Origin of the sequence: Streptomyces lushanensis, from assembly GCF_001700515.1 — a bacterium.
Taxonomy (GTDB): Bacteria; Actinomycetota; Actinomycetes; order Streptomycetales; family Streptomycetaceae; genus Streptomyces; species Streptomyces lushanensis.
Genome location: NZ_MAUD01000133.1, coordinates 1 through 16,915, shown reverse-complemented (window position 1 = coordinate 16,915; position 16,915 = coordinate 1). Strand labels below are relative to the sequence as shown.

12 protein-coding genes are annotated in these 16,915 nt (G+C 70.1%); 4 read left to right on the top strand and 8 right to left on the bottom strand.

Annotated features, from left to right (window positions below; all coding sequences use genetic code 11):
* Together BFF77_RS12575 and BFF77_RS12570 are read right to left on the bottom strand one after the other, a co-directional pair.
* Positions 1–714: cellulose-binding domain-containing protein (locus BFF77_RS12575; protein ID WP_211280212.1), on the bottom strand; the 714-nt coding region annotated here is incomplete at its 3' end.
* Positions 711–2,195 carry a cellulose binding domain-containing protein gene (locus BFF77_RS12570; RefSeq protein ID WP_079125093.1) on the bottom strand — a complete coding sequence of 495 codons (1,485 nt, stop codon included), beginning with the start codon at positions 2,193–2,195 and terminating at the stop codon, positions 711–713. The genes BFF77_RS12570 and BFF77_RS12575, both read right to left, overlap by 4 nt.
* 259 nt (positions 2,196–2,454) lie before the next feature.
* Here BFF77_RS12570 and BFF77_RS12565 point away from each other — a divergent pair, with 259 nt between their 5' ends.
* From BFF77_RS12565 to BFF77_RS12555, 3 genes are all read left to right on the top strand, one after another.
* Positions 2,455–5,412, top strand: coding sequence for a glycoside hydrolase family 48 protein (locus BFF77_RS12565; protein ID WP_066947862.1), 2,958 nt, complete (start codon positions 2,455–2,457; stop codon positions 5,410–5,412).
* Between the two features lie 260 nt (positions 5,413–5,672).
* Positions 5,673–7,298, top strand: coding sequence for a M4 family metallopeptidase (locus BFF77_RS12560; protein WP_066947859.1), 1,626 nt, complete (start codon positions 5,673–5,675; stop codon positions 7,296–7,298).
* 281 nt (positions 7,299–7,579) lie between these two features.
* Positions 7,580–9,049, top strand: a complete 1,470-nt coding sequence (locus BFF77_RS12555) for an MFS transporter (protein ID WP_066947856.1) — start codon at positions 7,580–7,582, stop codon at positions 9,047–9,049.
* A gap of 194 nt (positions 9,050–9,243) precedes the next feature.
* Here BFF77_RS12555 and BFF77_RS12550 read toward each other — a convergent pair whose 3' ends face one another.
* Both BFF77_RS12550 and BFF77_RS12545 read right to left on the bottom strand, forming a co-directional pair.
* The gene (locus tag BFF77_RS12550) at positions 9,244–9,999 is read right to left on the bottom strand and encodes a hypothetical protein (RefSeq protein ID WP_079125092.1); all 756 of its coding nucleotides are present in this window, start codon (positions 9,997–9,999) and stop codon (positions 9,244–9,246) included.
* Positions 9,983–10,570 carry an RNA polymerase sigma factor gene (locus BFF77_RS12545; RefSeq protein WP_066947854.1) on the bottom strand — a complete coding sequence of 196 codons (588 nt, stop codon included), beginning with the start codon at positions 10,568–10,570 and terminating at the stop codon, positions 9,983–9,985. Before BFF77_RS12545 ends, BFF77_RS12550 begins: the two co-directional genes overlap by 17 nt.
* A gap of 308 nt (positions 10,571–10,878) precedes the next feature.
* On the opposite strand from BFF77_RS12545, the gene BFF77_RS12540 reads away from it, so the two are divergent.
* The gene (locus BFF77_RS12540) at positions 10,879–11,688 is read left to right on the top strand and encodes an SAM-dependent methyltransferase (RefSeq protein ID WP_079125091.1); all 810 of its coding nucleotides are present in this window, start codon (positions 10,879–10,881) and stop codon (positions 11,686–11,688) included.
* A 92-nt stretch (positions 11,689–11,780) separates the two neighbouring features.
* On the opposite strand, the gene BFF77_RS12535 is transcribed toward BFF77_RS12540, so the two are convergent.
* The 4 genes from BFF77_RS12535 to BFF77_RS12520 all read right to left on the bottom strand — a co-directional run bounded on the left by BFF77_RS12535 (position 11,781) and on the right by BFF77_RS12520 (position 16,791).
* Positions 11,781–12,812, bottom strand: a complete 1,032-nt coding sequence (locus BFF77_RS12535; protein ID WP_066947851.1) for a hemolysin family protein — start codon at positions 12,810–12,812, stop codon at positions 11,781–11,783.
* On the bottom strand, positions 12,809–14,143 hold the full coding sequence (locus BFF77_RS12530; protein ID WP_066947850.1) for a hemolysin family protein: 1,335 nt from the start codon (positions 14,141–14,143) through the stop codon (positions 12,809–12,811). The genes BFF77_RS12535 and BFF77_RS12530 overlap by 4 nt, the downstream gene beginning before the upstream one ends.
* Before the next feature lie 189 nt (positions 14,144–14,332).
* The gene (locus BFF77_RS12525) at positions 14,333–15,739 is read right to left on the bottom strand and encodes an LCP family protein (protein WP_483855209.1); all 1,407 of its coding nucleotides are present in this window, start codon (positions 15,737–15,739) and stop codon (positions 14,333–14,335) included.
* Between the two features lie 179 nt (positions 15,740–15,918).
* The gene (locus tag BFF77_RS12520; protein ID WP_245703377.1) at positions 15,919–16,791 is read right to left on the bottom strand and encodes an alpha/beta fold hydrolase; all 873 of its coding nucleotides are present in this window, start codon (positions 16,789–16,791) and stop codon (positions 15,919–15,921) included.
* Positions 16,792–16,915 lie beyond the last annotated feature (124 nt).

The window sequence follows — 16,915 nt, the reverse complement described above, 5'->3', positions numbered from 1 at the left end:
GACGAGCGGCCGGCCGGCCGCCTGCCGCAGCGCCTCGTCGAGATGGTCGCGCAGACCCATCCCGTTGCCGACGCCCTCGATGGCCGCGATCCGGTCCAGCCAGACACCCGTGGGCTGGTTGGAGACCCTGGTGCCGCCCGGTTCGGCGGCGGCCTTCGCGGACCACTCCGGGTTCACGTACACGGCGGCGCCCGCGTACGGGTTGTCGACCTTGGAGCCGGCCGGCGGCGGAGTGGTCGGCGGGTCGGTGGGCGGCGGGGTCGTGGGACCGCCCCCGCCGGGAACGGTGCAGGTGACGCCGTTGAGCTTGAAGACGGTCGGTACGGCGTTGGTCCCGGTCGCCGAGGCGTTGAAACCGAAGGACGCCGAGGCACCGGTGGCCAGCGCGCCGTTCCAGGCCGCGTTCGCGGCGGAGACCGCGGCGCCGGTCTGGGTGATGGTCGAGTTCCAGCCCTGGGTCACCTTCTGGTTGCCGGCGAAGCTCCACTCCAGCTTCCAGGAGCTCACCGGGTCGCCGGTGTTGGTCACACCGACATTGGCGGTGAAGCCGCTGTCCCACGAGGTCTGGATCTTGTAGTCGACGGTGCAGCCGGCCGCCGCCGCGGAGGCGGACCCGTCCAGCACGATCGCGGTGCCCGCCGCGGCGGCTATCAGAGCGCTCGCGGTGATCAGCGCCGTACGGGCGCGGCGCGGCGGAGCGGTGGTGCGGCTCATGAGAGTCCCTTCAGATGGTCACGGAGTCCCACGCCGAAATTGGTCGGCGTGCCGTTGTAATCGCTGATCAAAGAGGGTCCTGAGGAGCAGTCCCAGGTGTTCCAGGTCCACCCGAGATAGGAGGCGCCACGGCCGTCGAGCCAGGCCATGACCCGGTCGAGATAGCCGTGCGAGCAGGTGTTCTCGCCGATCTCGCCCGCCACGAACGGCACCTGGGCCGCCACCGGGGCGAGCTGTTCGTTCCAGCAGCTCTCGTTCGCGCAGACATTGAAGTTGTACGAGTGCCAGGCGGCGGCGACATTGGACGCCGGGTCCGTCGGACGGTATTTCAGCCACTGGCGCAGATCGTTGGCGTACGCGACGCCGGGGATCAGCACCAGGTTCCGGGCGCCGGTGGCCCGTACCGCGTTCAGCAGCGACTGCATGCCCGCCACCGGGAAGTCGATCCCGGGACAGGTCCCGCCGTCGCGCCAGCAGGTCCAGGCGGCGTCGAGATCGCTGGTGGCGCGGTCCGGGAACGGCTCGTTGAAGAGATCGAAGACCACCGCCCCGTCGTCCTTGAAGGTCTGGGCGACCGAGGTCCAGAAGGCCGGTGTGTACTGGGCGTTGGGCATCGGCTTCTGACAGGTGGCGTACTCGGTGCCGGGGCAGTGGTTGTCGTTGCCCGTGTATCTGCCGTGGGACCAGTGCAGTTCGAGCACCGGCGTGATGCCGTGCGCCTCCAGCCGGGTCACATACTGCTTGACCGCCTGGATGTAGTTCGCCCCGGCGTAGGCCGGGTCGATGTGCGCCAGCCCGAGCCAGCACTCCTCGTTCAGCGGTACCCGTACGGTGTTGACCTCCCAGTCCGCGATGGCCCGCACCGAGGCGTCGTCGACCGGCCCGTCGAAGATGCCGTAGCCCTGGACGCACATGAACTCGCCGCCGGAGCGGTTGACGCCGAGCATGCGCCGGACCGTCCCGTTCTCGTCGACCAGCCTGTTGCCCGAGGCGCGCAGCTTCGGTGGTGCGCCGCCCGGCTCCGGCGGCGGGTCGGTCGGCGGATCGGTGGGATCACCGGGGCCCGGATCTCCCGCGCAGGCCGCACCGTTGAGCCGGAACGCGGTGGGCGGGGGATTGGACCCCGACCAGGAGGCGATGAATCCGGCGCCGACCGAGCCGCCGGCCGGGATCGTGCCGTTCCAGCTCTCATTGACGACGGTCACGGTCCTGCCGGACTGTGACCACTTTCCGTTCCATCCCTGGGTCACCTTCTGGCCGCCCGGGAAGTCGAAGGCAAGAGTCCAGTTGGTGACCGGGCTCCCGTTGTTGGTCAGCGTGACACCGCCCTGGAAGCCGCTGTCCCACTGATTGGTCACGCTGTACTCGACGGTGCAGACGGCCGCGGGTTCCGACGCGGCCGTCGGCCGGACAAGAGCGGTGCCCGCCACGGCCAGGGCCGCGGCGCAGAGCAGCGCGCCGAGGCGCGGTGGTGCTCGCATGGAGCGACTCCTCGGTGCCGATACGCCGCCTGACACGGCGTATGACTGATGGAAGCGCTCCCACTGGTTGCGTTCGACGGTAGCGCCGAAGTGGCGTGAGTCAACAGCGCGGTTGACTTCTTTTATCGAACAACTCGCCCGGACGTGCGTCTTGTTCAAACTCTTGACACCCTCCCGGTCCCGCTCGACGCTTGGGAGCGCTCCCACTGGTTCGCACTTCCGCCCCACACCCGCACCGGACCGCGAGGAGGACCACCCCATGCTCGGCTTACGAGGCTCACCGCCAGGCGCGCCACCACCGCTCGGAAGACGCCGCCGGGCCCGTGGCACCCGCCGGCTGCTGACCGCGCTGGTGGCGGCCCTGTCCCTGCCGCTCGCGCTGACCGCGGCCAACAGCGCTCCCGCACACGCCGCCGCGGTCCAGTGCGGTGTCGACTACAGGACCAACGACTGGGGTTCCGGCTTCACGGCCGATCTCACGATCACCAACCGCGGTACGGATCCGATCGACGGCTGGACGCTCACCTACGCGTACACCGGCAACCAGACGCTCACCAGCGGCTGGAACGGCGCCTGGACGCAGTCCGGCAAGGCCGTCACCGTCAGGAACGCCGCGCACAACGCGCGGATCGCGCCCGGGGCCTCGGCGGGCGCGGGCGCCAACTTCAACTACAGCGGCACCAACACGGCGCCCACCGCCTTCGCGGTCAACGGGGTGACCTGCGCGGGCGCGCACCAGCCGCCCATCGCCGTACTGACCAGTCCGGCCCCGGGCGCGCTGTTCACCGCGGGCGGCACCATCCCGATGGCCGCCACGGCCGCCGCCGCCGACGGCGCGGGCATCACCAAGGTCGAGTTCTACAGCGACAGCAGACTGCTCGGCACCGACACCACCTCGCCGTACACCTTCGACTACACCAATGTGCCGGCCGGTGATCTCTCGCTGTACGCCAAGGCGTACGACGGCCAGGGCGCCTCGGCCGAGTCCACGCCGGTCGGCGTACGGGTCGCCGCGGGCCCCTCCATCGTCGCGAGCCCCACCCAGCTCGGCGTACGGCAGGGCGCGACCGGTACCTTCGGGGTGAGGCTCTCCGCCCGGCCCACCGCCCCGGTCCAGGTCACCGTGGCCCGCACCGCGGGCAACACCGGTCTCACCGTCACCGCGGGCGGCAGCCTCACCTTCACCACCGCCAACTGGGACACCGCGCAGCAGGTGACGGTCTCCGCCGCGGCCACCGGCACCGGCTCCGCCACCTTCACCGCGACCGCGCCGGGACAGACCAAGGCCGACGTGACCGTCACGCAGCTCGACGCGTCCGGCGGTTACGACGCCCGCTTCCTGGAGCTGTACGGCAAGATCACCGATCCGGCGGCCGGCTACTTCTCGCCGGAGGGCATCCCGTACCACTCGGTGGAGACCCTGATCGTCGAGGCGCCCGACCACGGGCACGAGACGACCTCGGAGGCGTACAGCTATCTGATCTGGCTCCAGGCCATGTACGGCAAGGTCACCGGCGACTGGAGCAGATTCAACGGCGCGTGGGACACCATGGAGCGCTACATGATCCCCACCCACGCCGACCAGTCCACCAACAGCTTCTACACCGCCTCGAAGCCCGCCACCTACGCGCCCGAGTGGGATCTGCCCTCGCAGTACCCCTCCCAGCTCAACAGTGGTGTCCCGGTGGGGAGCGACCCGATCGCGGGCGAGCTGAAGAGCGCCTACGGCACCGACGACATCTACGGTATGCACTGGATCCAGGACGTCGACAACGTCTACGGATACGGCAACGCGCCCGGCAAGTGCGAGGCGGGACCGGCCGACCAGGGCCCGTCGTACATCAACACCTTCCAGCGCGGACCGCAGGAGTCCGTCTGGGAGACCGTGCCGCAGCCGACCTGCGACGCCTTCAAGTACGGTGGCAAGAACGGCTATCTCGACCTGTTCACCGGTGACGCCTCGTACGCCAAGCAGTGGAAGTTCACCAACGCGCCCGACGCCGACGCCCGCGCCGTCCAGGCCGCCTACTGGGCCTCGGAGTGGGCCAAGGAGCAGGGCAAGGGCAGCCAGGTGGCGGCCAATGTCGCCAAGGCGGCGAAGATGGGCGACTATCTCCGCTACGCCATGTACGACAAGTACTTCAAGAAGGTGGGCGGCTGTGCCGGGGAGACCGCCTGCCCGGCGGGCAGCGGCAAGAACAGCTCGCACTATCTGCTCTCCTGGTACTACGCCTGGGGCGGCGCCACCGACGCCTCGGCGGGCTGGGCCTGGCGCATCGGCTCCAGCTTCGCCCACGGCGGCTACCAGAACCCGATGGCGGCGTGGGCGCTGAGCTCGTACGCGGACCTCAAGCCCAAATCGGCCACCGGGCAGCAGGACTGGAGCACCAGCCTCAAGCGGCAGGTGGAGTTCTACCGCTGGCTCCAGTCCTCCGAGGGCGCCATCGCGGGCGGGGCCACCAACAGCTGGCAGGGCAGGTACGCCCAGCCGCCGGCCGGGACCCCGACCTTCTACGGCATGTACTACGACGAGGCGCCCGTCTACCACGACCCGCCGTCCAACCAGTGGTTCGGCTTCCAGGCCTGGTCCATGGAGCGCGTCGCCGAGTACTACCACCAGAGCGGGGACAGCGCGGCCAAGGCCGTGCTGGACAAGTGGGTCGACTGGGCCCTGTCCGAGACGACCGTCAATCCGGACGGCACCTACCGGATCCCGTCCACTCTCCAGTGGTCCGGGAAGCCCGACACCTGGAACGCCACCACTCCCGGTGCCAACGCCGGTCTGCATGTCACCGTCGCCGACTACACCAATGACGTCGGTGTGACCGGCGCCTACGCCAAGACGCTCTCCTACTACGCGGCGAGGTCCGGCGACACCGCGGCCAGGAACACGGCCAAGGCGCTGCTCGACGGGATGTGGGACCACCACCGGGACGCCCTGGGCATCGCCGTTCCCGAAACCCGTACCGACTACAGCCGTTTCGACGATCCGGTCTACGTCCCGAGCGGCTGGACCGGCACGATGCCCAACGGCGACAGGATCGACTCGGCCGCCACCTTCGACTCGATCCGGTCCTTCTACAAGAGCGATCCGGCCTGGTCGAAGGTCGAGGCGTATCTGCGGGGCGGAGCCGCGCCGAGCTTCACGTACCACCGGTTCTGGGCCCAGGCGGACATCGCACTGGCCCTCGGGTCGTACTCCGACCTCTTCGAGTAGGGCCTGTCCCGCCGTCCGACCGCGGAGGGTCCCGGCTGTCGCCCGCCGGGGCCCTCCGTGCCCAACTGCCGCTTCACTACGCCCGTTTGATGTTCGTATGGCGGCCTGAATTGACAACACAAGGTCAAATCCTGGTAAGCGATCTATTGCTGAGTGTCCAAACGATGTCACTCTCTGGACGGCTCGACGCGCGTTGACCACGCGGCGGGCTCCCCCACGGAAGGGCCGTCCACAGGCGGTCCATCACTCTTGGAGACTGAGTGAGACTCGTAGCTTCCACTTCCCGCAAGAACACCGCGCGTGTCGCGGCCCTCGTCGCCTCCGCCGCGATGGTGGTCGTCGGCATCCAGTCGGGAACGGCCAGCGCCCAGCCCGATCTCTCGCGCGAAAGCGGCGCGACCGCCGTCCTGTTCACCCCCGCCGAGCGCGTCGCGGCCATCCAGTCCGCCCAGGCGGACACCGCGGACGAGGCCGCGTCCCTCGGGCTCGGCGCGCAGGAGAAGCTTGTCGTCCGCGACGTCATCGAGGACGCCGACGGCACGGTGCACACCCGGTACGAGCGGACCTACGAGGGACTGCCCGTGCTCGGCGGCGATCTGGTCGTCCACCGCGCCCCGGCCGGCGGGCGCAGCGTCACCAAGGCGACCTCGGCCCGAATAGCCGTGGCGTCCACCGATGCCCGGATCGCCTCGGCCACCGCCAAGTCCACGGCCCTGAAGGCGGCTTCGGCGGAGAAGACCGCGAAGCCGGCGGCCGAGTCCGCGCCCCGCAAGGTGATCTGGGCGGCCACGGGCACTCCCGTGCTCGCCTGGGAGACCGTCGTCAAGGGTGTCCAGCCGGACGGCACGCCGAGCGAGCTGCATGTCGTCACCGACGCGGCCACCGGCAAGGAGCTGTTCCGCGACGAGGCAGTCGAGACGGGCACCGGCACCGGCGCCTACAGCGGCTCCGTCACGCTCGGCACCACCAAGAGCGGCACCACGTTCAACCTCACCGACGGCACGCGCGGCAGCCACAAGACGTACGACCTGAACCAGGGCACCTCGGGCACCGGCACGCTCTTCACCGACGCCGACGACATCTGGGGCGGCGGCCGGCAGAGCGCCGCCGTCGACGTGCACTACGGTGCCGCGACGACCTGGGACTTCTACAAGAACGTGCTCGGCCGCAACGGCATCAAGAACAACGGTGTCGGCTCCTACTCCCGCGTCCACTACGGCAACAACTACGTCAACGCCTTCTGGCAGGACAGCTGCTTCTGCATGACGTACGGTGACGGCTCGGGCAACACGCACCCGCTCACCTCGCTCGACGTCGCCGCGCACGAGATGAGCCACGGTGTCACGGCCGCCACGGCCGGCCTGGTCTACAGCGGTGAGTCCGGCGGTCTGAACGAGGCGACCTCCGACATCTTCGCCACGGCGGTGGAGTTCTACGCCAACAACCCGAGCGACGCGGGCGACTACCTCATCGGCGAGAAGATCAACATCAACGGCAACGGCACGCCGTTGCGCTACCAGGACAGGCCGAGCAAGGACGGCGCGTCGAAGGACTACTGGTCCTCGACGCTGGGCAGCATCGACGTCCACTACTCGTCGGGCCCGGCCAACCACTTCTTCTACCTGCTCTCCGAGGGCAGTGGCGCCAAGACCATCAACGGTGTGAGCTACAGCAGCCCCACCTACGACGGCTCGACGCTCACCGGCATCGGCCGGGACAAGGCCACCCGGATCTGGTACAAGGCCCTGACCACGTACATGACGTCCTCCACCAACTACGCCAAGGCTCGCACCGCGACCCTGAGCGCGGCGGGCGCGCTGTACGGCACCACCAGCGCCGAGTACAAGGCGGTCGGCGCGGCCTGGACGGCCATCAACGTCAAGTGACCCCTCCTGGTTCGGTCATGTGAACACCCGCGTTCCCCGCGCGCCGCAGCCGGTCTCTTCCGAGAGGCCGGCTGCGGCGTTTTCCGGTGCGGGGGCTCTTGACGGGCCGTTGGGCGGGCCGGCATCTCTTGCTGATGTTCGCATCCGGAGGCATGGTCCATATATGTGGATAGCTGTCGCGCCGACGCCGGCCGGCAGGGTCCGGCCTTCCGGTCCATGGCCGTCCACCGGTCGGCTCGCTCCGGGTGAGGGATCGGGGTACGCGAACTAGGGTCCGATCCATGGCCGGAGACGCAGCGCGGGACAGCGGAGCCGCGGCGGGCGGGTCCGTCCCGCCCGCCGCGGGCACGACGCCCGATCCGCGACGGTGGAAGGCGCTCGCGGTCTGTCTGGTCGGGGGCTTCATGACGCTCCTGGACGTCTCCATCGTCAATGTCGCGCTGCCGTCCATCCGTGAGGGCCTTCGGACACCGGTCTCCGACCTCCAATGGGTGCTGTCCGGGTACGCGCTCGCCTTCGGCCTCTTCCTGATCCCGGCCGGCAGGCTGGGCGACGCCCGCGGCCGGCGCGTGGTGTTCATGGTGGGACTCGCGCTCTTCACCCTGGCGTCCGCGGCCTGCGGGGCGGCCCAGTCCAGCCTCTGGCTGGTGATCGCGCGGCTGGTGCAGGGCTTCGCCGGAGGCACGGTCACCCCGCAGATCTCCGCGCTGATCCAGCAGATGTTCTCCGGCCGCGAGCGAGGCCGGGCCTTCGGCATGTTCGGCGCGGTGGTCGGCATCTCGACGGCCGTGGGACCGCTGCTCGGCGGTCTCATCATCCAGCTCGCCGGCGCCGACGAGGGCTGGCGCTGGGTCTTCTACGTCAATCTCCCGCTGGGCGTGGTCTGTCTGCTGCTCGCCCGGCGGCTGCTGCCCGACACACCGGCGGCCGGCCCGGTGAGACTGCGCGATCTCGACCCGATCGGTGTACTGCTCCTCGGCTGCGCGGTGCTGTTCCTGCTGCTGCCCTTCGTCCAGTCGCAGGAGTGGCACGGCGGCGAGAAGTGGCTGCTGGTGCCCCTCGCCGCGGCCCTGCTGGCCGCGTTCGTGAAATGGGAGTCCCGGTGCCACAAAGGTGCCACCCAGCCGTTGCTGAATCTGTCGCTCTTCCGTGTCCGCTCGTACTCGCTGGGGTGTCTGCTGATCCTGCTCTACTTCGGCGGATTCACCGCGATCTTCTTCATCACCACGCTCTATCTCCAGAGCGGACTGCACTACTCGGCCCTGGAGGCGGGGCTCGCCATCACGCCCTTCGCCCTCGGCTCCGCCGGGGCGGCGACCATCGGCGGCCGGCTGGTCAACCGTTTGGGCCGGCCGCTGGTCCTGGTCGGACTGGTCATGGTGGCCGTGGGGCTGGGGGCCACCGCGTTCGCCGTGCATCTCGTGCCGGGCCATGCGGCGGGCTGGGTGATGGCGGGACCGCTGCTCGTGGCCGGCCTGGGCAGCGGGCTCGTCATCACGCCGAATCAGACACTGACTCTGGCCAGGGTGCCGGTGGTCATGGCGGGCACGGCGGGCGGCACCCTTCAGACCGGGCAGCGGGTGGGCTCGGCCATCGGTATCGCCGCCGTGGGCTCGGTCTTCTTCGCCCAGGTGGAGCCCGACGGCTGGCCGACGGCCTACGACCACGGGCTGGTGGTGGCGTTGGCGTTCGTGATCGCGGCGCTGCTGGTCGCGGTGGCCGATGTGGTCGCGGGCCACCGGGCGCCCTGAGAGCGCGCCGGAGCCCCAGGGCGGCCGACAGCACCACCCCCGCACACGGTGACGACCGCGGCCCCGCGTTCTTGAGGCCGCGCGCGAGGGTCGGTGCCCCGGCGCCCACCACCGGCAGGAGCGCGCTGATCACTCCGACGGCGTAGACGGCGAGGACCCGTCTGACCCATCGGCTCGGAGGCGCGGACGCCGCGCTATCCGGTGCCGGGCGCGCGGCCCCGGCCGCGGCAGCCGCTGCCACGGGCCGGATCGCGGGTCAGATCATGGGGCAGACTGACGTCCGGCTGGGGCACTTCGCCGAAGTCCTCGTCCGCGCTGTGGACACGGAGGCGGTTGATGACCGCCTCCAGCGGCGCCGGCAGCGTGGGATGGCGGCCACGGTGACACTGGCTGAGCAGATCGTGTCTGACCGTCTCGGGCAGCAGCGAGGAGAACGCGGGCGGTGCGGTCGTCCTGCTGCCGGGCCGGGCCGGGCCGCGTGACTGACCGCGCCAGTAGGCCGCGTCCCTGAACTCGGCGCGCTGCTGATGGGCGAGGAAGAGACAGAAGGCCGCGGTCCTGTTCCCGCCGCCGGCCGCGAACTGCCACCAGAACTGCGCCGCGTCCCGGTGGCCGGTCAGATGCAGCAGGGCGGCGAAGACGACGGCGCCCTCCGGATCGATCCGGTCGTGGTCGACCAGCTGCGTCAGACTGGCCGAGGCCTCGGGGGCGTTGAGGATCAGGGCCACGGCGAGATTGAGGTCCTGGGCGGCCTGTTCATGGGCGGAGGGGTGGTGCCGCGGCGAGGGGCCCGTACCGGTCGGGCACGGCTGCTTCTCGGTCGCACACCGGGCGGCGATCCGGGCTCGGGCCGCCTCCGTGTCGTAGTCGTCGTAGGTGTCGGCGAGCACTTCGGCGTTCTCCAGCAGCACCTCTACGGGGCTGGACGCCGGTTCATCGGCGCGGTGCACGGTCCATGGTCTCCGTCTCGGTCTCCCGTATGTCCAGTTCCCGGGCCAGCCGCCGTCTGGCGTGCCGTACATGGGAGCGGACCGTGGCGACCTCGATGCCCATGTACTCGGCGACCTCCTCGTCCGGGACCTGGAGGACATGGCGCAGCACCACGACATCGTACTGCCGCTCGGGAAGCCGTGAGATCGCCGTGTACAACCCGAGCTCGCCCTCCAGCACGGCGAACTGATCGCACGTCTCGGGCAGGAGCAGTTTGCGGATCGCGGCGTGGAAGGCGGCGGTGTCGGCCAACAGGGGCTCGGGGGCGCCGTGTTCGTCCAGCCATCGCGCCACCTCCTCCTTCAGGACGGCCCAGGCGTACTGCGGTACCGATTCCCTGGAAAGGACATACTGCCAATGCCCGAGCAGCCGTGCGCAGGCCGCGTCCACCACCTGCTCGGCGGCGGCCCTGCTGCCGACCTGGGTGTGGGCGTAACGGAGCCAGAGCGTGTGGTGGTGCGCATCGAAGGCGTCGAACGTCAACGCCAGCCGCCGCTGCGGCCGGTCGGAAATCTCTAGATCGACCTGCACGGACGCCCCGTTCCCTGGACACCGCGCCGCTCCAGGGCAGAGGACGTCGGCGCGAGAGGTGTGGTCCTCTCTCACTGGTCAGCCAACCGGAAGGGTGCCCCTCATTGTACGGAACACCTCTGGGTCTTTTCGCTGATCGTCATCATATGATTACTCGGCCATGGAGTGGGGTTACTTGGCCCATTTGGTTTCTTCTCTCCCACCAGGCCCGCTGGTAACCGGAGTTGCTGTATCTCGTACGGTTGTCCGTATGCGGCGGTGGGCAGCCACCAGCAGTCAACCGGCAACGAGAGCAGGGGGTCGCGACGGTGGGGGACAACAGTGCGGTGGATCTGGAGCTGGACCGGGCGCACTCGGCGCGCATGTACGACTACTACCTGGGCGGTACGACCAACTTCCCCGCCGACCGCGAGGCCGCGGCCCGCGCCATGACGGCCTTTCCCTCCATCCTGGCCACCGCCCGTATCAACCGGCGCTTCATGAACCGCTCCGTACGGTTCCTCGCCCGGAACGGCATGCGTCAGTTCCTCGACATCGGCACGGGCATTCCCACGTCGCCCAACCTCCACGAGGTGGCCCAGCGGGAGGACCCGACGGCGCACGTGGTCTACACGGACAACGATCCGATCGTGCTGGCCCATGCCCGCGCCCTGCTGCACAGCCATCCCGCGGGCCGCACGGCGTACGCCCATGCCGATGTCACCTCGCCGCAGACCCTGTTGGCGGCCGAGGAGATCCGCTCGACGCTGGACTTCGACCAGCCCATCGCGCTCAGCCTCAACGCGCTGCTCCACTTCGTGACCGACGAGCACGGCGCCCATGACATCGTCGAAGTCCTCAAGGACGCGCTGCCGTCCGGCAGTACGCTCGCGATCGCCCATGTCACGGCCGAGTTCGACCCCGAGGGCATCGCCCGGCTGACGGCCGCCTACCGAGCGTCGGGCAATCCCGGGCAGGCGCGGACCCGCGAGGAGATAGCCCGTTTCTTCAGCGGCTGGGAGCTGCTCGACCCGGGGATCACGCCCTCGCACGAGTGGCGCCCGGATCCCGACGACAACGCGGAGAACGTCACGCTCAAGGAAGCGGCCTGCTACGTCGGCGTGGCACGCAAGCCTTGACCGGTACCGATCGGCCCTGAACGGCCCCGATCAGCGAAGCGGCCGGTGCCCCCGCGCGGGGGCACCGGCCGCTCCCTCGACACGGGGCGCCGCTAGCGCGCGGCCGATGAGCCGGCCGCCGGGCCGACCAGTTCGTCCAGGACGTCCTCCATGGTGACAAAGCCGATGACGGTTCCCTTGTCACCGGTCACGGCCGCGAGATGCGTCCCGGCGGCGCGCATCGCCGTCATGGTGTCGTCCAGCGGGGTGTCGATCTCGACCCGGATCACCGTGTGCAGCGCACCGCGGGGAAAGGGCCGGGTGCGCTCGGCGGCACCGAGCGCGTCCTTGATGTGCAGATAGCCGAGGATCGTGTCGTCGGGACCGGTGACCGGCAGCCGGGAGAAGCCGGAGGACGCGGCGGCGCGCTCCAACTCCTGCGGTGTGATCCGGTGGTTGACGGTGACGGTCCTGCTGAGCGGGACCATCACCTCGCCCGCCGGCCGCGTACCCAGCTCCAGGGCGTCCCGCAGCCGATCCCCGTCCGCCGGATCGAGCAGCCCCGCCTCGCTGGAGTCCTTGACCAGCCGGGCGAGTTCGTCGTCGGTGAAGACCGACGCCACCTCGTTCTTGGGCTCCACCCTCAGCAGCCGCAGGATGGCGTTGGCGAACGCGTTGATCCCGAAGATCACCGGACGCAGGGCACGGGTCAGCGCGACCAGGACGGGCGCCAGCGCGAGCGCGGTCGACGCCGGCGCCGCCAGCGCGATGTTCTTCGGCACCATCTCGCCGATCAGCATGTGCAGATAGGTCGCCACGGTCAGCGCGATCACGAACGCGATCGGATGGATCAGCGCCTCCGGCACACCGGCCGTCCCGAACGGCGGCTCCAGCAGATGCGCGATGGCCGGCTCGGCCACGGCGCCCAGCACCAGTGAGGAGACGGTGATACCGAGCTGCGCGGTGGCCATGGCGGCCGACAGATGTTCAAGTCCCCACAGGGTGGTCTTCGCGCGTCGGCCGCCCTTGACCGCCAACGGCTCGATCTGGCTGCGCCGTACGGAGATGAGGGCGAACTCCGCGCCGACGAAGAACGCGTTGGTGAAGAGGGTGAACACGCCGACGGCGAGCTGCAGAACGGTCATCGGGCCTTCTCCGTGAGGTCGTCGGCCGGGGCGGGCGCGGTGATCCGCACCCGGTCCGCGCGCCGGTGCTCTATCCGCAGGACGTCGAAGCGCCAGTCGTCGACCTCCAGCGTGTCGGCGACGGCGGGCAGCCGCCCCAGCCGGGTCGCGAGCAGGCCCGCGAGCGTCTCGTAGGGACCGTCCGGCGCGTCGAGGCCGATCTCCGCGAGCTGGTCGAGCCGTACTCCGCCGTCCGCCTCCCAGACCGGGCGGCCGTCCGCGGTCGGCTCCTTCGGGAGCAGATCGGGTGTCTCGGCCGGATCGTGCTCGTCCCGTACCTCTCCGACGACCTCCTCGACGATGTCCTCCACGGTGGCGACTCCGGCGGTGCCGCCGTACTCGTCGATCACCACGGCCATCGTCCTCGCCTCCCGCAGCCGCCGCAGCAGCCGGTCGACCGGGAGCGAGTCGGGGACGAGCAGCGGGCTCGTGGCCAGCTCGGTGACGGGTGTGCGGTCACGGAGGGTCTCGTCCAGCGCGAGGACGTCGCGGACATGGACGGTGCCGATGACCTCGTCCAGGGTGTCGCGGTAGACGGGGAACCGGGACAGACCGGTGGCCAGGGTCAGCCGGGCGGCGTCACCCGCGGTGGCGTGGGCCTCCAGGGCCCGGACATCCACCCGGGGCGTCATCACGTTCTCCGCGGTCAGCTCCGCGAGATGCAGGGTCCGTACGAACAGCTCGGCAGAGTCCGCCTCTATGGCGCCCTCCCGCGCGGAGTGGCGCGCCAGGGCGACCAGCTCCTCGGGCGTACGGGCGGAGGCCAGCTCCTCGGCGGGCTCCAGCCCGAACCGCCGTACGAGCCGGTTGGCGGTGTTGTTGAGATGCCGGATCAGCGGCGCGAACGCCGCGGTGAAGCCGCGCTGCGGTCCGGCCACCACCTTGGCGACGGCCAGCGGGCTGGAGATCGCCCAGTTCTTCGGCACCAGCTCGCCGACGACCATCAGTACCACCGTGGACAGGGCGACACCCAGCAGGGTGGCGACGCCGGGGACAGCGCCCCGCGGCAGCCCGGTGGCCTCCAGCGGGCCCTTGAGCAGCACGGCGAGGGACGGCTCCGCGAGCATCCCGATGACCAGCGAGGTCACCGTGATGCCGAGCTGGGCACCGGAGAGCTGGAAGGTCAGCCGCCTGGCCGCCGCCAGCGCGCCGGCGGCGCCGCGCTCGCCCGCCGCGACGGCGCGTTCCAGCTCACCGCGCTCGACGGTGGTCAGGGAGAACTCGGCCGCGACGAACACCGCACAGGCGAGGGTGAGCGCGAGAGCGAGGAGCAGCAGGAGCACTTCGGTCACCGTGCCACCTCCGCCCCCGGGCTCGTCGGGACGGGAATGACACGGCTCGTACTGGGAGGCTCACCCATTGCGGGACCGCAGCTCCTTCTGGGATCGGACGGTGGGAACGGGGTGGGCACCCCGGTCACATCATGGTAAAGGAATCGCAAAGCGATGCTGCCCGGTGGCCGGTACCGGCCACCGGGCCGGTCATCGGAGGGCATCGAAGTCGGGACCCACGGTCAGTGTCACCACCCCGGGGGCGGCCTGTGCGTCCTCGCGCGCGACGCCTCCCGGCAGCCGGGAGGCCAGCACCTCGGCCGGTGCCACAAGACCCGGCGGATGAGTGACCGTGGTCCGCTTCGTGTGCTCGGGCGCGTTGCCGACACCCGTGACGCTGAATCCGAACGTGCGCAGGGTGTCCGCGGCCTTCGCGGCCCGCCCGGGGACGCCGGTGCCGTTGAGGACCTGGACCCGTACGGTGCGGGCGGGGACGGGATCCTCGGAGTCGGCCGTCAGCCGCTCCTTGTCGACCTCCTCGTCCTTCGCCAGAGCGGTGAACAGGTCGGCGGCCTGCGGATACTGCCAGACGACATTGGCCTTGTCGGTCGGTACGTCGAGCTCGCGCACATAGTTCGGCACGGTCAGAAAGGTCAGCCGGTCGCCGGGAACGCCCTTGATCTCGGAGGCGAGACCGGAGAGCGGCTTGATGCCCGCCAGGTCCTTGTCCGTGGTCAGCGACCTGGTGGCGGAGTCCAGGAAACCGTACAGCGCGTTCGGGCTGGTCAGTTTGGTCTGGGCCTTGGCGGCCAGAGCCTCCATGAACTCCTGCTGCCGGCCGATGCGCCCCAGGTCCGAACTGTCACCGATGCTGTAGCGCGTGCGCACATAGCCGAGGGCCTTCTCGTCCTTGACGGTCTGGCAGCCGGCGTCCAGATCGAGACGGGCCTTGGTGTCGTGGATCGCCGTCTCGGGGCAGACCTCGATGCCGTCCAGCGCGTTGACCATGCCCTTGAAGCCCTGGAAGTCGACCGACATGAAGTGGTCGATCCGCAGTCCGGTGTTCCGCTCCACGGTCTTGACGGTGCAGGCGGCGGCGCCGTCGATCCCGCCGCCCGTACCACCGATGGCGAAGGCCTCGTTGATCTTGAAATGGTGCGGTGCGGAGCGGCTGCCGTCGCCCCGGTCGCAGGCCGGTATGGCCACCCAGGAGTCACGGGGGAGCGAGACCACCGTGGCCCATTCCCGGTTCGCGGCCAGATGCAGGACCATCAGTGTGTCCGACTGCATGGTGGTGAGGCCGCTGCCGTACTTCGCGTTGTCACCGGCCCGTGAGTCGGAGCCCACGACCAGGATGTTCTTGGAGCCGGGACTCGAATTGACCGGCCGCTCGCCGCCGACCTTGCCGTCGACGTCGGCGGAGTGGATATTGTCGTCGAGGTCCTGGTAGACCCAGACCGCGGTGCCCGCCGCGCCGACCAGCCCGACGGCGAGGACCGCGCAGGACCAGGCGGCTATTCGCCCGCGACGGGTCAGTCTGGTACGTCGCCGGCCCTGACCGGCGCGCCGGTTCCCGCTCCCGCCGGGGCCACGCCGTTTCCCGGAATCCGTGTGCACACCGTTCCTCCGTCCCCCGTACCGGCCCGCCCGTCGCCCGGGCCCTCTCGGCCCGTCGGCACGCCGGTCATCGCCCTGTGCGATTCGTGCACTCTACTGTCTCTACAGACGTGTAGAGACAGCCGGGGGGCTGCCCGGGCGACGGGACGCGGCCACGGTCGCGCCCTCGGCCGTCCGGTTCAGACCGGCAGCGCGCGGCTCAGGAAGTCCCTCGTCAGCGCGGTGACCGCCGGGAGCTCGCTCTCCAGCAGGAAATGTCCGCCGTCGAGCAGATGCACCTCGGCGTCGGGCAGATCGCGCCGGAAGGCGCGTGCCCCGTCCGGCCCGAAGATCTCGTCGTTGCGGCCCCAGACCGCGAGCAGCGGTACCTGTGTCGTACGGAAGTACTCGTGCACCTGCGGGTAGAGCGCGACATTCGTCGGGTACTCGCCGAACAGCTTGAGCTGGACGTCGACATTGCCGGGACGGCTGACCAGCATGTGGTCGTGCGTCCAGGTGTCCGGGCTGACCAGACTCGTGTCCGGCACCCCGTGGGTGTACTGCCACCGGATGCTCTCCAGGCTCAGCGCGCCCCGCAGCGGAGCCGCCTTCTCCTCGGTCGCGTCCTCCGCGTAGTCCCACAGCGGCTTCCAGAACGAGTCGACGAACCCTTCCGTGTAGGCGTTGCCGTTCTGGCTGACGATCGCCGTGATCCGGGTGGCGTCGCGCAGCGCCAGCCGCCAGCCGACCGGTGCGCCGTAGTCCTGTACGTACAGGGCGCATCGCCCGATCCCGATCGTGCCGAGAAAGCCCTCCACCGCGTCGGTCAGGGCGGCGAAGGTGTAGTCGAACCGCTCCACCGGCGGCATGGCGGAGTAGCCGAAGCCCAGCAGATCGGGCGCGACCACGTGGTAGCGGTCGGCCAGCAGCGGGATGAGACCGCGGAACATGAACGAACTCGCGGGTGCGCCGTGGAGCAGCACGAGGGTGGGCGCCGTGGCGTCCCCGGCCTCACGGTAGAAGACCGCACGGCCGCCCACGTCAACGGTGCGATGATGTACGACAGTCATGATCCAACCTCCTGGGTGCCGACGGCGGGACGCCCCTGATCCGCTCACCGACGGTCCTCGATCGGCTCGCTGAGGACGACGCTGCCAGACAATGAGCCGCTCGGCACGGCGGGAGAGCGGGCGGGAG